Genomic DNA, 15,672 nt, shown 5'->3' with positions numbered 1-15,672 from the left:
GCTGCCGTTATCCCCAGCCGGTGAGCCTTGTCAGTGCCGCCGCAACCGCCCCCACAATGACGACCACCAAGAACGGTGCCCGCAGCCAAAGCGCCACGGCCGCAGCGCCGAGTGCCACGACCCGTGCGTCCAGCGTCAACGCCTGTCCGCCCGAGAACGCGTTCACCATCGTCAATGACGCGAGCAACCCGATCGTCAGGGTCGCAGCGACGCGGGACATCCGGGGGTTGTCCATCATCCGCTGCGGCAGCAGATACCCGGAAAACTTGATCGCAAATCCCAGCGCGCAGGCCAGCAGCAACCACGCCCACAGACTCATCGCCCGCTCCCGCCGTCGTGCTTTTCGCCGGCCGTATGGTCCTTGGCGTAGTGGTCGAGATCGTGCTCGCTGTACGGTTCTTCATACGGCTCGATATCCGGTGCCATACCGGCCGGAACGGCGTCGTGCTTGAACCAGCCAATTGCCCCGGCCACGGCCGCCGCCACCAGGATCGGCACGCCGGACGGCAGGAAGGGAATGGTCAGAACCGTCACCAACGCACAGACGACGGCGATGCTGGCCGGTTGCTTCGCCTGCAGCCTGGGCCACAACAGACCGAGGAAGGCGGCGACCGCAGCACCATCGAGTCCCCACTGCTGCGGATCGCCCAAGGCGTCACCCGCCAGTGCGCCGACGGCGGTGAAGAGGTTCCACAGCGTAAAAACACCCAGCCCCGCCGTCCAGAACCCACGCCGCTGCTCGGAGCTTTCCAGTTGTCCGCTCGCCGTTGCGGCCGATTCATCGATCGTGACCTGCGCTGCCACGACCTTGCGCCATCCCCGGGGCCGCACAAGCGCATTCATCTGCATGCCGTAGACACCGTTGCGGATACCGAGCAGAGTCGCCGCGCTCATTGCGGCGACTCCGGTACCGCCGCCTCCGATCACGCCGATGAAGGCAAACTGCGAACCGCCGCTGAACATAAACAGGCTCAGGATCATGGTCTGCCAGAAGGTCAGGCCGGCCGTGACGGACAGCGCGCCGAAGGAGATGGCATAGAGGCCGGTGGCGATGCTGATCGAAAGACCCACCCGCACCGCAGGCGACTTACTCCAGGATGTTCCCGGCGCCGGACTGGAGGGCATGGTGGAGCTCATCATCTGAGAGTAACGGAGCGCAGGCACCTCCAGCCAGCTACCGCCGTCGCACACTCCACGCCCAGGCAACCAGCGGAATCTGCAACGGCAACCGGAGGCTGTGAACCGTCCGTGCTTTCCGCGATCCCTTCGGCCCGAAGGCTCTTCGCAATGCGCTGATGTGTCCGGCGGTGAAGCCAGCGAACATCACAGCCGTACAGGTGGCAGCGGCTGTACGGGTCGGCGGAAAGAGCAGCCCGGCGGCCCCTGCAAACTCGATCACGCCGCTGAAATGCACCCAGTTCTTCCGGGACCTCATTCCCTCCGGGGTGGTGATCGACGGCGGCACGACCGCATAGTAGAAATGCGGAGTCGTGAAATGGTTTACCGCGCTGGCCGTCAACAGCCCGGCCAACGCCGTCACGGATTTCGATGTCATGCCTGGACCGGTTCCTGCCTCATGCTCCAACAAGATCCTGGTTTCCGGTTCATGCTTCCACCGGTTCCACTGGGTCCTGCGGGTGGCCTTCGAGCGCGTCGGCCGCCCGGACCAGTGTCAGGTGCGAAAACGCCTGCGGAAAGTTTCCGGCCATCCGGCTTTCACTGGTCGCATACTCCTCGCTGAGCAGGCCCAGTTCGTTGGAATAACCAATCAGCTGGTCCATCAATTGCCGCGCCTCATCGCCCCGGCCCGAGCATGCGTACTGCTCCACCAGCCAGAACGAGCACGCCATAAAGGGATGCTCGCCGGGGGCCAGCCCATCTTCACTGTCGTGCGTGCGGTAACGCAGCAGCAGACCTGCGTCGTCCAGCAGTTCCTGTTCCATATAGGCAACCGTGCCGAGCATGTGTGGGTCATCGAAAGGCAGGAATCCGACCTGCGGTATCTGCAGCAGCGATGCATCCGTCTGCGGCTCCCCATAGGCCTGCGTGAATGAATTGAGTTCCTTGTTGAAGCCACGCTCCATGATCTCGTCACGCAGCGCGTCCACGAGCTTCTGCCACCTCTCCGCCGGCCCCCTCAGGCCATGTTCGCGAACCGCCCGGACGCCGCGGTCGAGCGCAGCCCACATCATCACCCGGGAATGCGTAAAGTACTTCTGCGGTCCACGCATCTCCCAGATGCCGTGGTCCTTGTCGTCGAAGTGTTTCTCCAGGTAGCCAAGCATCGCCCGCTGCAACGGCCAGGAGAAGTTGTCCTCCTTTACGCCGGCATTGCGCAGCTTCTCCAGCGAGACCATGACCTCGCCGACCACATCCGCCTGGTACTGGCTGACCGCCCCGTTCCCGACCCTGACCGGCGTCGACTCTTCATAACCGGACAGGTGTGCCAGTTCCTTCTCCGGCAGGTTCCGTCCGCCGTCAATGGCGTACATAATCTGCAGGTCTTCGGGGTCACCGGCGACGGCGCGCAGCAGCCAGTTGCGCCACTTTTGCGCCTCGTCCTCGTAACCGTGGACCAGCATCGCCTCGAGGGTCAACGCCGCATCCCGCAGCCAGCAGAACCGGTAATCCCAGTTCCGTTCACCACCGAAATGCTCCGGCAACGACGTCGTCGGCGCCGCCACGATGCCGCCGGTATCCTCATGCGTGAGCGCCTTGAGCACCAGCAGGGAACGTTCGACGGCGCCGGCGTACGGTCCCTTCTGGGTGCAGTGAGAGGCCCAATCCTGCCAGAACCGGGTCGTCTCCTTGAGCGTCTTGTCCACGTCCGTCATGGTCGGAGGCTGGCGGTGCGAGGGGAACCAAATCAGTTCCAGATCAACCACTTCGCCGGGCTTCACTGTGAACTTGCCTTTGTGGGAGTGGCCGGACGGCTTCGGCAGGTAGTTTCCATGAATCACGAGCGCATCCGGACCTGCCATGGCCACGATCGCTTCGCCGTCGTGATTCGCCAGGTTTTCGTCCTGGTTCCGGATCCGCTGTACCCAAGGCAGAACGTCACCGTAGCCAAACCGGATACGGAACTCTGTTGCCATGGTGACCTCGCCCTCGAGGCCCTCAACCCGGCGGACCACCGAGGCCCTGCGGTCTCCCACCGGCATAAAGTCCGTGACCAGCGCCGCGCCATCCGGTGTTTCCCAGCGGCTCTGCAGCACGAACGTCGACTCGATATAACTCCATTCAGTCACCTTGCCGCCCTCGGCAGACAGCCGCCAGTGACCGTCGTCGTCATCACCAAGCAGCGAAGCGAAAACCGATTCCGAATCAAATCTCGGGAAACAAAGCCACTCGATGCTGCCCGTCCGGGACACCAAAGGCCCGGTATGCTGATCCGTCAGCAACGCATAATCCTCAATTGGTGATGCCATCTGTCCATCGTAATCACAATGCAGCTGCTGCCAACAGAGACCTCTGATCAAGAGTGGATAAAGCGCCGTCCTCCGCGCTACGCCGACGGCGGGACGAGCTCCGCGAACCGGTCCGCCGTGCGCGCGGGCCAGTCCGTTGTTACTTCCTGGACGCCGAGCTTGATGCACAGGTCCACGTCATCATCGCTGTTGACCGTCCAGACCCGGAACGTCAAGCCGGATTCGGTCCAGGCTGTTACCTGTTCCAGGTGCTGGCGGATGTATTCAATACCGGGACCTGCCATTCCCACGCGCTTGGCATCCAGGTTCAGCTGGCCCTCCACGAGCTTCTGCTGGGCAGCGAGCAGCTTGGTTGGCCCCGTGGGATCCACCATCCCGAGTGCCTTGGCGATCACCGACTCCTTCACATCCTCCAGCAGCTGGCAGACGAAACGCGGGGACACGCGCTCCAGCAACCGCTCGACGGAATCCGGATCGAAACTCATGAAGCTGAAGGAAATATTGCCCAGCATGCAGCTTTGCCCGTCCCAGCCCTCTGCCTCGAGCAGTTCAAACAGATTCGCCTCGAGTTCGGCGCCAAAAGGATCCGGATGCTTGCACTCGACGGCCAGCTTGATCCGTTTTCCATAGTCCCCGAGGATCTCGAGCAGTTGCAGCAGGGTCAGGAACTGGTCATCCGGCGTGCCGAACCCGGGCGGAATTTCAGCACCCTTCCAGGAGTGGAAATCCACCCGGCGCAGCTCCTCGAGGGTGTAATCGGCAACCTGGCCGGTGCCGTCGGAAGTCCTGTCGAGCTTGTGGTCATGGATCAGCACGAGCTCCCGGTCGCGGCTCAGATGGATGTCGCACTCCACCCCATCCGTACCTTCCGCTAGCGCCTGCAGGTAGGCGGCGCGGGTGTGCTCGGCGAACTGGCCGCTGGCCCCGCGGTGGGCATATACGACTGGCCGCACTGTTCCTCCTCTGCGGCGTTTACCACGCCGCGTCTCGATCACCTTGCGTTCACGCTACGCGATTGACACTCCACAGAGGTAGGGCCTGTCCACAGGATCGACGGCGGTGTCGGCACCGATTGGCAGGAACTGGTTAACTTACGGCTACGGGACTATTCGCTTGGAGGGCCCATGAACGCAGCATTCGACGACGGGAACGACGACGGCGGGCCGGCAACCGGCACCAGGACCATGGTGCCGCCGTCGTCCATCAGCCTGCCCACCGACGTCGAACGCGCTGCCGCACTGCGCCGGATGAAACTGTTGGCAACCCTATTGCTCGGCCTGATGGCCCTGATCTTCGTGGTCTCCTTCGCGCTTCAGGATGATTACCCCTGGATGCAGTACGTCCGCGCGGCAAGCGAAGGAGGCATGGTCGGTGCGATTGCCGACTGGTTCGCCGTAACGGCGCTGTTCAAGCATCCGATGGGACTGAAAATTCCCCACACCGCCATCATTCCCCGGCGGAAAGACGCGATCGGTGCGAGCCTGGGCGAATTTGTCGAGAGCAATTTCCTGTCCGAGGACGTGGTCCGCGCCAAACTGGCGACCGTCGGCGTAGCACAAGGGACGGGACGGTGGCTTGCTAAACCCGCCAATGCCGACCGGGTCGCCACTGAGGGTGCCGCTGCCATCCGCGGGGCGTTGCGGATTCTCGACGACGAGGCGGTTCAGGATGTCATCGAATCGATGGCGCGGAAGCACCTGCTCGACCCTCCCTGGGGACCTCCGGTCGGACGGATGGCGGCCCGCATTTTCGAGGACGGCCATCATCACCGGCTGATCGACCTGCTCATCGACCGGGCCGCGGACTGGGTCGCCGACAACTACGACACGGTCACGCACATTGTGTCCGACCGCTCCCCCTCATGGGTACCAGGTTTCGTCGACGGTGCCGTCGGCTACAAGGTGTACAACGAGATGCACCGCTTCGTCCTGGCCGTGCAGGCCGATCCTGAACATGAAGTCCGGCAGGCGATGGACAAGTATCTGAAGGAACTGGCCGAAGACCTGCAGCACGATCCGAAGGTGATCGCCCAGGCCGAAAGCATCAAGGGGCAGATACTGGACGATCCCCGCGTACGGGATCTGGCAGCCCGGACCTGGCTCACCATCAAGTCCGCATTGCTCGAGGCGATCGACGATCCCAGCAGCGAGCTGTGGATAAAGTTCACCGGAGCCGTTCGGGACTTCGGGCAGCGGCTGGCCACCGACGTCGCCCTTGCCGCCAAAGTGAACGGCTGGGTCAGCGACGGAGCGGGCTACCTGGTGCGGACGTACCGGCACGAAATCGCAGCTGTGATCAGTGAAACCGTCGAGCGCTGGGACGCGGATGAAACGTCCCGGAAGATCGAGCTTCAGGTGGGCAAGGATCTGCAGTTCATCCGGATCAACGGCACCGTGGTCGGTGCCCTCGCCGGGCTCGTGATCTTCACCCTGGCACATCTGGTCTTCGGCTGAGACACGAGCAACCCAAGGAAGTCGAACAAAATTATCCACAATCTCCCTAGCCAGCCCTTTTGATCGAATCTATATTCGGATAGACTGGATGCATGGACGTCACCGGCGAGCAGGGCAAAGTTGTGGGAGAACTGTATCCCGCTCCTGACCGGTACCTGCTCGGTCCGCACTACCTCCACCCTCGCGGTGAATGCACCTGGAAGTGCACCGGACGGCAGCTTTTCCAGCTTCAGGAACCGTCACACAGGGACCCGCTCGAAGAGGCGGCCTCAGCTGCAGAATCCTCCGTTGCCGAACGCATCTACCGCGAATACGCGAAGCGTATCGGCCACGAAGACGCCATCTCCGCCCTGGGAGATACAGCATGGATGCTGCCATGGTTCCGCGCCGAGAACACGCCAAAGAAGGCGCGGCTAAAGCGTAAAGCCCGAATGAAAGCCGCACTGCCGCCACGAAAGTACCTCAACCGGAAACGCACCGAACTGGACGGCAGCGGCACTGATACCAGCGGTGGCGCAGGAGTTGACTCCGATGGTCCCGGTCGGGCGCCGGATGCGGAGGCACTCAGCGACCGGGCCACACAATGGGCCGCCGCGACCGGAGCCGAGCTGGCCCCCATGATCGCTGACGTGGAACTCGCTTCCCTCGACGATGTCGAAACGATCGAGTACCTCAAAGCCGCCACCCGACTAGCAGCCTGGGCCGAGTCCCGCCGCATCGGTGCCATGCACCGGTTCACCGAACACCGGCCCAACATGGGAGACGAGTCCGGCAACTTTGAGGCTTTCAGCCGCTACGCCGGCGGTGAGATCTCCGCGGCCCTGAGCATCTCCCCCGGCAGTGGCAGGCACCAGCTGGGCCAATCCTGGTTTATCTACAAACATCTGCCCGCCTCCCACACGGCCTTGAGCGACGGCAAAATCAGCCTCGCCCACGCTCGAATGATCATGCAGAACTGCCCACCGGCCAACGCCGATGACACCGCCCGGTATGAACACGAACTTCTTGATCTCTGCGAAGGACTCAGCCCCGCCCAGCTCGACAAGCAAGCCATGCGGGTCAGCAACGACATCAATCCCACCAGCCTCGAAGACCGCCACCAGAGCGTCCGGAAAAGCCGCAAAGTCACCTTCACACCCCAGCCCGACGCGATGACCGAGATCTACGCCTACCTGCCAGCCGTCGAAGCGGCAGCCATCGAAGACAACCTCGAACGCATGGCCCGCTCCCTGCAAGGACCGGACGAGTTCCGCAACCACACACAACTCAAGGCCGACGTCTTCACCGACCTTCTCCTCGGGAAACAATCCGCCAACGGCACGGTCCCACGCGCCGAAGTCCTCATCACCATCCCGGCACTGACGCTGATGGGCCACTCGAACCAGCCAGGCGACCTGGAAGGCTATGGTCCCGTCCCCGCCGACGTCGCACGCCGCCTCGCCGGAGAATCCAAAAGCTGGTACCGGATCCTCACCGATCCCTTTACCGGATCAGTCCTCGCCTACGGACGCAAACACAAGAAACCACCCGCAGACTTGAAACGGCTGCTCCGTGCCCGCGACGGACACTGCAGATTCCCCGGCTGCAACCGAAGACCAGTCGGCTGCGATATCGATCACACCAAAGCCCGCGAAGACGGCGGACTCACCGACCACGATAACTGCGCCCACCTATGCAAAGCCCACCACAAGGCAAAACATGAAGGCGGATGGAAACTTGAACAACTCGATGCCGGCATCCTCCGCTGGACCGCGCCCACAGGCCACACCTACAAAACCAGACCCGACTACACCAGCAAACCACCCGAACCAGCCGCACTCACAGAACCCGGGAACGCACCACCGCCCTTCTAAGGACCGACCGCCTGCGGTTCATTCCGGTTTCCGGGCGCCCCGTTCCGATTCCGGCCCAGACGCATCGATCTCCTCCAGCAACTCTCCGGGGATTGTCTCAGGCAGCTGACCGAAGGCTTCCCGGGCGGAGGCAATAACCGATCGGCCCATCATTAGGTTGCCTGCACCGCCGACTACCGCACCGACGCCAAAGGGAATGGCGCGGCCGAGAAGGGCCGTACCCTGCTTGGCCAGCAGCTTGCGCATGAACTTCTTCCGGATCCGGGTCCCAATCGTCCTGACCATGCCCTTCGGGAGCCGCTCCCCGATCATCGGCCCCCATTGGGACATGACGTTGCCGCCGCGGCCGGATGCCTGTCCGGCGAAAGCGGTGACCAGCGTGCTTCCTTCCTCGCCGAGCATGATCGCCATGACCATCGTGCGGGCCCGTTCCGGATCTTCGAGCTGGACTCCGTGAAGTTCCGCGATGGACTGGGCGTAGAGGGCACTGGCTTCGAGGAACCCGACAGTGGCAGCGGCGGACAATGACAGCGAGGCAACAGTTCCAATACCCGGAACGACGGCGGTGGCCCCAACTGCCGCGCCGCCGCTTGCGACCGCGGCGAGATAGTCGCGTTCGAGTTTCTTGCTGATCTGCTCGGCGGAGGCGTACGGATAGCGGCGCCGGAGGCGGCGCAGGTTGGCGACCACCAGTGGCCGCTGCACCTCAACGGCGTTGTACATCATCCGGTAGAGGCCCGGCTTCGGGTTGCCCTTCTCGTCGAAGGCGGCTTCACTGGCAATCTTCATGGCCGGCTGGATCCGTTCACGTTTTGGCATCAACCCTCCTGCCGTCGTCGTTACTTCCCTTAACCCTAGGTCACGCTGCTGAGAGAACCCTTGCAGGATCCGGTTTCGGTTGCCGGCCGGTCGCTGGCAATAGCTATGCTCGGAATGTGGTTGAACCTGAACAGGCCCTGACGGGTGGCAACGCGACGGACGAGGTCGTAAGGATTGGCGACACTGTGCGCAAGCCGTGGCACTCCACAACGCCTGCAGTGCACCAGTTCCTCCGGGTGATGCGGGAGCAAGGCGTGGATGCGCCTCAGCCCTTGGGACAGGATGAGCACGGCCGGCAGGTGATGGAATTTGTGCCCGGAACGCTCGCGATAGAGATGCTGCCGCTCAACCCGCAGGACTTGCGGCGGGTAGGTGCCATGGTACGTCGTATCCACGACATCAGCACAGGATTTCCGGTTCCGGACATGGACGAATGGGATGTCCTGATACCCGCTGCTGACGCCGACCTTATGTGTCACAACGATCTTGCGCCGTGGAACCTCATCGTTGGTGAACGGTGGGTCTTCATAGATTGGGACGCTGCTGGACCAAGCACGCGGCTGTGGGATCTGGCCTACTCGGCACAGTCTTTCGCGCTCCTCGTCCAAGGTGAGCCGGTTGATGCTGCGGCAGCACGCTTGAGGGCTTTCATCGACGGATACGGCGCTGGGGACGAATTGCGCGCTGCCCTGCCTGCAGCAATGAGTGAGCGCACGGCCGCCATGCATCACATGCTGCAGTCAGCCAACGAGAACGATGTCCAACCGTGGGGCCGAATGTATGTCGAAGGGCACGGTACCCATTGGCGTGAAGCTGCCGAGTACGTTCAGCATCATCAAAGCGCGTGGGCCGCCGCACTTACCGCACCGTGACATTCCCAGTGCGGGACTACAGCTTTGCCAGCGTGTCATGGAGGTTCCAAAACATCGCCGGAGGCAGTGGTTCTCCCAACGCAGCTGCTTCCAGATAAGTCAGGTGCACACACCAACCCACGCGATACGAGGGAACCAATTCACCCAGACCTCGGTGCACTAGATGGAGCCTGGTCGCGCCTTCCTCGGCTTCGAGGCTGATCCGGACCACGGAAGCCGGCTCATCGGGAAAGTCCCAGGTGAATTCAACGGTTTGAGGCGGATCGCGATGTATCAGCGTCGAGCGGCACAGGTATCCGTCCCCATGGTCGATGACGACATGGTCAGCGGTGCCGAGGTCGCCGTCGATCACCGTCCCGAGCCACTGTGCGGCCAGCCCTGGATCAGTAATGGCGGCCCAGGTCTTGTCCAATTCACAGGCCACCCTCCACGAGAGGACAAGTGTGTCGTCGTCACTGGTGACCGCAATGAGAGGCATGGCGTAATCGTACTGTGGCAGACGAAAAAATTCTGAGACGATGGAACCGTTCAGTGGAGGAGGAAATCGATGGTTGGTAGATGGGTCTTCGCTGCCTCTGCCGCCCTCGTCCTTGCGCTGTCGGCGTGTGGTCCGACGTCGGAATCACCCACTCAGAGCAATGGCTCCAATGGCGCTTCGATGCCGGTCCAGGCGAATGCGGACAACAATGCGGCCGACGTCAGGTTCGCCCTGCTGATGGCCGAACATCACGAGCAGACCATCAAGCTCGCCGAGATCGTCCAGGAAAAGGAAAGCGTGAGCCAGGAGATCCAATCGCTGGCCCTGAAGATTATGTCCGTCCATGAACCCGAGCACGCCCAGCTCGAGGGCATGCTCAGAGCCTGGGGCCAGCTTGATGGCACGTCCGACAGTCAACGTTCCGAGGTTCCCGCAACTGTCGAGATGAAGGGTATGGCCGGACCCGAGCAGATCGAAGAACTCCGCGCAGCAAGCGGAGACGACGCCTCACGCCTGTTTTTGGAACTGCTGATCGCCCACCATGAGGCGACGATCAAGGTGGCGGAAGAGGAATTGGCCAAGGGCGGCAACGCGGAAGCAATGGCACTGGCGCGGACCATTGTCGAAACACAGCGCCAGGAGCTCGACCGGATCCGGACAATGTTGGACCGTCATTCCTCCTTTTAGCTGCCGGGGCAGCCCAGCTGCAGTTCCGTAACGCCGGGCCCAGCGCGCTTGCCGCAGCCGGAGTAAACTAGTAGCGTCCGTCAACTAAGCATGCTGACGAACAGCACGCGGCGGTTACCACTGGCTTAAGGAGTTTGTTGGTTATGAGAATCGGTTCATCCATTGCCCTGATAGCTATCGGCGCCATCCTTGCCTTCGCGGTTCAGGGCGTTGTCATCGACTTCGTCGATCTCACCATGGTCGGCTATATCCTGCTCGCACTCGGGATTTTGGGTCTGATCATCTCGATCATCTTGGCGGCAACCGGCGCGGACAGGCGCGTGACCCACACCCGATCCACTGTGGACCCGCGTACCGGCGAGCGCATCACCCGGAACGAAAGCCGCGACTCGGGGTTTTAGCACCATGTATGGAAAGGGGCCGGCATTGCTGCCGGCCCCTTTCGTTTGTCTTCGCCCATCTCCGCCAGGCTCCTCCGTCAGGGCAGCCCTGTCCGTCAGGTCAACCCTGCTAGAGCACGCTGTCCGAGAGGTGGTCCGGGGTGCCGAACCGGTGCGCCGTGATGGTGACGGCCTGCTCCCGCAGGAACGGCAGCAGCTCGATCCGCCCGGCCGGCGTTACCGGACCTGCGTAGATGGCTACATCCGGACGACCGCCGGTCTGCACGGCCAGCGCCTGAACGTCGCCGCCAATCAACCTGACCCGGACGCCGTCGAGGGTGCCCGCGGTGGTCAGCCACTCGTCGTCGTTCTCCACTGCAACCGCAATGCCGAGTCCGCCGAAGACTGACTGGACCGCTGCCGGCAACTCCAACGCTGTTGAAACGGTGAGGGCAGATCCGGCCAGGATTCCGGCCGCGGCCACGCGAAGCAGCTTGACCAGAGGCTCGCCTTCGGACAGACGGATCGTGACGGGAAGCGGACGGTAGCGGAACACATTCCGTTCGGCGCTGAGGCCGGTCACGTCCTTGGCTGTTCCGAACTCTCCGGCCCACGCGGCGGCGTCACTGCCCAGTGCCCGGCGCAGCAGCTCCGCGTCAGGCTCCGGAACGTCCGCACCGGAGTAAGCAACCGCCGTCAGCAATTCCTGCACATGCGCATTGTCGACGTCGGCTACCGGTCCTTCCAGCTCACCCGGCAGCCAGTTGCCCAGTCCGATCAGGTAGTTGGGACCGCCGGCCTTGGTTCCGGCGCCGACGGCGGACTTCTTCCACCCACCGAACGGCTGGCGCTGGACGATGGCGCCCGTGATGCTGCGGTTGACGTAGAGGTTTCCCGCCTCGATGCTGTCGAGCCAGACATTCAGTTCGCGGGCATCGAGCGAATGCAGTCCCGAGGTGAGGCCGTAATCGATCTGATTCTGGATCGCGATGGCCTCTTCGAGGGTTTCCGCGGTCATGACGCCCAGCACCGGTCCGAAAAATTCGGTCAGGTGGAAGTAGGATCCACGCTTAACGCCCATCCGGACTCCCGGGCTCCACAGGGCACCGGTTTCATCCAGTTGTTCCGGTTCAATGACCCAGGACTCCCCCTCCTGCAGGGTGGTCAGTGCCTCCAGCAGCTTGCCGTTGGCGGGTTCGATGATCGGCCCCATCTGGCTGGTCGGATCAACCGGGTAGCCGACCTTGATGGCCTTGACGGCGTCGATGAGTTGGTTCCGGAACCGAGGCGAATCGGCCACGGAGCCGACCAGGATCACCAGCGAGGCAGCTGAGCATTTTTGTCCGGCGTGCCCGAACGCGGAGTAGGCAACATCCTTGGCAGCAAGGTCGAAATCTGCACTCGGGGTGACGATGATGGCGTTCTTCCCCGAGGTCTCGGCCAGCAGCGGCAGGTCCGGGCGGAAGGAACGGAACAGCTCGGCTGTCTCGTAGCCACCGGTGAGGATGACGCGGTCGACCCGGGGATCGGAAACCAGCTGCCGGCCCAGGTCGCGGTTACCCAACTGAACCATGGCCAGCACCTCACGCGGCACTCCCGCTTCCCACAATGCTTCCACCATGACGGCGCCGCAGCGTCGTGCCTGCTTCGCAGGTTTGATGACGACGGCGGAACCGGCGGCGAGCGCTGCCAGGGTGGAGCCGGCGGGGATTGCCACCGGGAAGTTCCACGGAGGTGTCACCACCGTCAGCCGGGACGGCACGAAGGTGGCGCCGTCGACGTCGTCGAGCTCCCGGGCGCGCTCGGCGTAATAATGCGCGAAGTCGATTGCTTCACTGATTTCCGGGTCGGACTGGTCGATGGTCTTGCCGGTCTCGCTGGCCATCACCTCAACCAGCTGGCCCCGCCGGGCCGCGAGCGCATCGCCGGCGCGGTGCAGGATCTGCGCACGTTCGGCACCGGTCATCGCACCCCACGCAGTGCTGCTGTCGACGGCGGTGGCCACGATCCGCTCCAGCTCACCGGATTCGGTAATGGTGACAGCCGCGACGGTGTCTTCGCCGAGGGTGGAGCCCGGGACGCGTGCCAGGATTTCCCGCCCCCAGGCCCGGTTCGCGGGCAGGGACGGATCCGTGTCGGGGGTGTTGGTGAAGCCTTCGGTCGGCGCCGGTGCTTCCGGCTGGTTCCGGTCCTGCTGGCGATTCGGCGCTGGGATGGAATCATCCAGCTTATGCAGCGAAGCGAGGAAACGCCGCTGTTCCCGTTCGAACAGCGCTTCGTTTTCGGACAACTCGAACACCGCCGACATGAAGTTTTCCTGGCTCGCCCCCTCCTCCAGGCGCCGGATCAGGTAGGCGATGGCGACGTCGAACTCCTCCGGGCGCACCACCGGGGTGTAGAGAAGGAGACTGCCGACGTCGCGCTTGACGGCTTCGGCCTGGCCGGTGGCCATGCCGAGCAGCATTTCGAATTCGATCCCGTGCTGGACGCCGCGTTCCTTCGCCATCAGCCATGCATAGGCGATATCGAAGAGGTTGTGGCCGGCGACGCCGATCCGCACCGCGTCAACCCGGTCCGGCTGCAGGGAGTAGTTGATGATCCGCTTGTAGTTCGTGTCGGAGTCCTGCTTGGTGCCCCAGGTCGCCAGCGGCCAGTCATGCAGCGATGCCTCGACCTGCTCCATCGGCAGGTTGGCGCCCTTGACGACACGCACCTTAACGGAGGCTCCGCCTTCGGCACGCCGGGCCTGAGCCCATTCGGTCAGCTCGACCATCGCGGCCATGGAATCCGGCAGGTACGCCTGCAGCACAATGCCGGCTTCGAGATTCCGGAACTGCGGCTGCTCGAGGATCCGGGTGAAGACCGCGATGGTCATGTCCAGGTCCTTGTACTCTTCCATGTCCAGGTTGATGAACTTGGGATGCGGCGAATCTGCCGCCTGCTGGTACAGCGGGGTCAGGCTTTCCACCACATGCTCAACGGTTTCTTCGAAGGCCCACGCTGAATGCGGTGCAACCGTGGAGGAGACCTTGATGGAGACATAGTCGACGTCGTCGCGCGCCAGCAGCTTGTGCGTTCCCTCCAGCCGGCGGGCGGCCTCGCGTTCGCCGAGTACAACTTCACCCAGAAGGTTAATGTTCAGCCGCACGTCGTCCCTGCGGATTTTGGCGACGGCGGGTCCGAGTTTCGCATCCGAGGCGTCGACGATCAGGTGCCCGACCATTTTCCGCAGTACGCGCTGGGCGACCGGGATCACCAGATGCGGCAGGACCGGTGCGACGGCGCCGCCAAGCCTTACTGCCCCGCGCATGTACCAAGGCAGGAAGGCCGGAACCTTGGACGCCACCCGCTGAAGATTACGCGCGGCAACCTGCGGGTCTTCGGGCCGGATCACACCGTCCACGAAGCCAACTGTGAACTCCAGGCCGTTCGGATCTTTCAGCACTCCGGCCAGTTGCTTGGCCGAGGAATCGGCCGGGTACCGCGCACTTTCCGTCAACCAATGACGGACCAACTTGACGACGTCGTCCGCTGAATCCCGTTTCGATTCGCTGGTCAATTCGTTGCTCGGAAAGTTAGTCAGATCGACTGGGGTCGCGGTGGCCCCCTCAAGTGTGTTCGTCATTTTGTTGATTCTCGTCCTTATCCCGTGTAGTAGGTCTGTCTTGATCAGTATGGGGATAGAGTTCAATTAGATAAAGCGATCTTTTTTGACGGGTATTGGTCAGGTTTGTTGATGAATCGAAAGCCATGATGAATGTGCGCCGGCTCGCGCTTCTGCGCGAGCTGAAAATCCGCGGAACGCTCGCGGATGTGGCCGCCGCGCTGAACTTCAGTCCGTCGTCGGTTTCGCAGCAATTGACCCTCCTGGAGAGGGAAGCCGGCGTCGAACTGCTACGGAAAACCGGCCGCCGGGTCCAGCTGACTCCGCAGGCCGAGATCCTGATCGAACACACCGCGGAGCTCCTGAAAACGCTGGAGAAGGCGGAGTCCGACATCGCCGCGTCGTTGACGACCGTTACGGGGACCGTCCGCCTGGCGGTCTTCCAGTCAGCCGCCCTCGCCCTCATGCCCGGCGCCTTGACCGCCATGCAGGTGGCCTATCCCGATGTCCGGATTGAGATGATCCAGCGTGAACCGGAGACCGCCCTGCATGAAACCTGGGCGCGGGACTTCGACATGGTGATCGCCGAACAGTATCCCGGCCACGCCCCCGCCCACTATCCCGAGCTGGACCGGACCAAGCTCACCACGGACGCCATCCGGCTGGCCGCCCCGCCGGCATCGCTGGACGGGATCACTTCCGTGGATGATGCCAAGCACATGCCCTGGGTGATGGAACCACGCGGCGCGGCCTCCCGCCATTGGGCCGAACAGGCGTGCCGGCAGGCCGGATTCGAGCCGGACGTGCGGTTTGAGACGGCGGACCTGCAGGCGCAGATCCGCCTGGTGGAGTCGGGAAATGCCGTGGCCTTCATGCCGGATCTTGTCTGGTCGGGCAAGGAAACCACCTGCCAGCTGCTGCAGTTGCCGAGCGATCCAATCCGGACGATCTTTACGTCGGTCCGTCTCGCCAGTGCGCATCGCCCGGCGATTCTCGCCTTCCGTTCCGTGCTCGGTAAGACGGCCGAACTGGTCGGCCAGCAAAGCAGGATGGAGCTGCCCGATCTCGAAGCGTAGCGGAACGCGCCGGACCGCCGTC

The 15,672-nt window shown here is 63.1% G+C and carries 14 protein-coding genes; 6 read left to right on the top strand and 8 right to left on the bottom strand.

Translation table 11 applies throughout. From position 1 onward, the window contains the following. Positions 1 to 7: 7 nt before the first annotated feature. The 5 genes from ACX80B_RS06115 to ACX80B_RS06095 form a co-directional block, all read right to left on the bottom strand. The gene (locus ACX80B_RS06115) at positions 8 to 319 is read right to left on the bottom strand and encodes an AzlD domain-containing protein (RefSeq protein WP_459294120.1); all 312 of its coding nucleotides are present in this window, start codon (positions 317 to 319) and stop codon (positions 8 to 10) included. Then, positions 316 to 1,137, bottom strand: coding sequence for an AzlC family ABC transporter permease (locus ACX80B_RS06110; protein ID WP_459294118.1), 822 nt, complete (start codon positions 1,135 to 1,137; stop codon positions 316 to 318). The genes ACX80B_RS06115 and ACX80B_RS06110 overlap by 4 nt, the downstream gene beginning before the upstream one ends. A 37-nt stretch (positions 1,138 to 1,174) precedes the next feature. Further along, positions 1,175 to 1,555 (bottom strand): DoxX family protein, encoded by a 381-nt coding sequence (locus ACX80B_RS06105; RefSeq protein ID WP_459294116.1) that lies wholly within the window; start codon positions 1,553 to 1,555, stop codon positions 1,175 to 1,177. 49 nt (positions 1,556 to 1,604) lie between these two features. Further along, positions 1,605 to 3,428 (bottom strand): glycoside hydrolase family 15 protein, encoded by a 1,824-nt coding sequence (locus ACX80B_RS06100; protein WP_459294114.1) that lies wholly within the window; start codon positions 3,426 to 3,428, stop codon positions 1,605 to 1,607. Positions 3,429 to 3,505: 77 nt separating this feature from the next. Next, a complete protein-coding gene (locus tag ACX80B_RS06095; protein WP_459294112.1) occupies positions 3,506 to 4,381 on the bottom strand; it encodes a glycerophosphodiester phosphodiesterase in 876 nt (291 codons plus the stop codon). 231 nt (positions 4,382 to 4,612) lie between these two features. Between ACX80B_RS06095 and ACX80B_RS06090 the strand changes: the two genes are divergently transcribed. Together ACX80B_RS06090 and ACX80B_RS06085 are read left to right on the top strand one after the other, a co-directional pair. Beyond that, positions 4,613 to 5,881 (top strand): DUF445 domain-containing protein, encoded by a 1,269-nt coding sequence (locus ACX80B_RS06090; RefSeq protein WP_459294314.1) that lies wholly within the window; start codon positions 4,613 to 4,615, stop codon positions 5,879 to 5,881. Positions 5,882 to 5,973: 92 nt separating this feature from the next. Further along, positions 5,974 to 7,734: an HNH endonuclease signature motif containing protein gene (locus ACX80B_RS06085; RefSeq protein WP_459294110.1), complete on the top strand. Its 1,761-nt coding sequence runs from the start codon at positions 5,974 to 5,976 to the stop codon at positions 7,732 to 7,734. Between the two features lie 18 nt (positions 7,735 to 7,752). Here ACX80B_RS06085 and ACX80B_RS06080 read toward each other — a convergent pair whose 3' ends face one another. Then, positions 7,753 to 8,553, bottom strand: coding sequence for a hypothetical protein (locus tag ACX80B_RS06080; RefSeq protein WP_459294108.1), 801 nt, complete (start codon positions 8,551 to 8,553; stop codon positions 7,753 to 7,755). 116 nt (positions 8,554 to 8,669) lie between these two features. On the opposite strand from ACX80B_RS06080, the gene ACX80B_RS06075 reads away from it, so the two are divergent. Further along, entirely contained in the window at positions 8,670 to 9,425 is a 756-nt protein-coding gene (locus tag ACX80B_RS06075) for a phosphotransferase (protein ID WP_459294106.1), read from the top strand. 16 nt (positions 9,426 to 9,441) lie between these two features. On the opposite strand, the gene ACX80B_RS06070 is transcribed toward ACX80B_RS06075, so the two are convergent. Beyond that, entirely contained in the window at positions 9,442 to 9,903 is a 462-nt protein-coding gene (locus tag ACX80B_RS06070; protein ID WP_459294104.1) for an SRPBCC domain-containing protein, read from the bottom strand. Between the two features lie 69 nt (positions 9,904 to 9,972). Here ACX80B_RS06070 and ACX80B_RS06065 point away from each other — a divergent pair, with 69 nt between their 5' ends. Then, the gene (locus tag ACX80B_RS06065; protein ID WP_459294102.1) at positions 9,973 to 10,590 is read left to right on the top strand and encodes a DUF305 domain-containing protein; all 618 of its coding nucleotides are present in this window, start codon (positions 9,973 to 9,975) and stop codon (positions 10,588 to 10,590) included. A 143-nt stretch (positions 10,591 to 10,733) separates the two neighbouring features. Then, a complete protein-coding gene (locus ACX80B_RS06060) occupies positions 10,734 to 10,991 on the top strand; it encodes a DUF6458 family protein (protein ID WP_459294100.1) in 258 nt (85 codons plus the stop codon). A 109-nt stretch (positions 10,992 to 11,100) separates the two neighbouring features. Here the strand turns inward: ACX80B_RS06060 and ACX80B_RS06055 are convergent, their stop codons facing one another. Beyond that, positions 11,101 to 14,595, bottom strand: coding sequence for a bifunctional proline dehydrogenase/L-glutamate gamma-semialdehyde dehydrogenase (locus tag ACX80B_RS06055; RefSeq protein WP_459294098.1), 3,495 nt, complete (start codon positions 14,593 to 14,595; stop codon positions 11,101 to 11,103). 125 nt (positions 14,596 to 14,720) lie between these two features. Between ACX80B_RS06055 and ACX80B_RS06050 the strand changes: the two genes are divergently transcribed. After that, complete coding sequence (locus tag ACX80B_RS06050; RefSeq protein WP_459294096.1) at positions 14,721 to 15,650, top strand: LysR family transcriptional regulator; 930 nt, start codon at positions 14,721 to 14,723, stop codon at positions 15,648 to 15,650. Positions 15,651 to 15,672 lie beyond the last annotated feature (22 nt).

Source organism: Arthrobacter monumenti (assembly GCF_054511255.1).
Note: the sequence above shows the minus strand (reverse complement) of the source record. Positions and strands in the feature narration are given on the sequence as shown.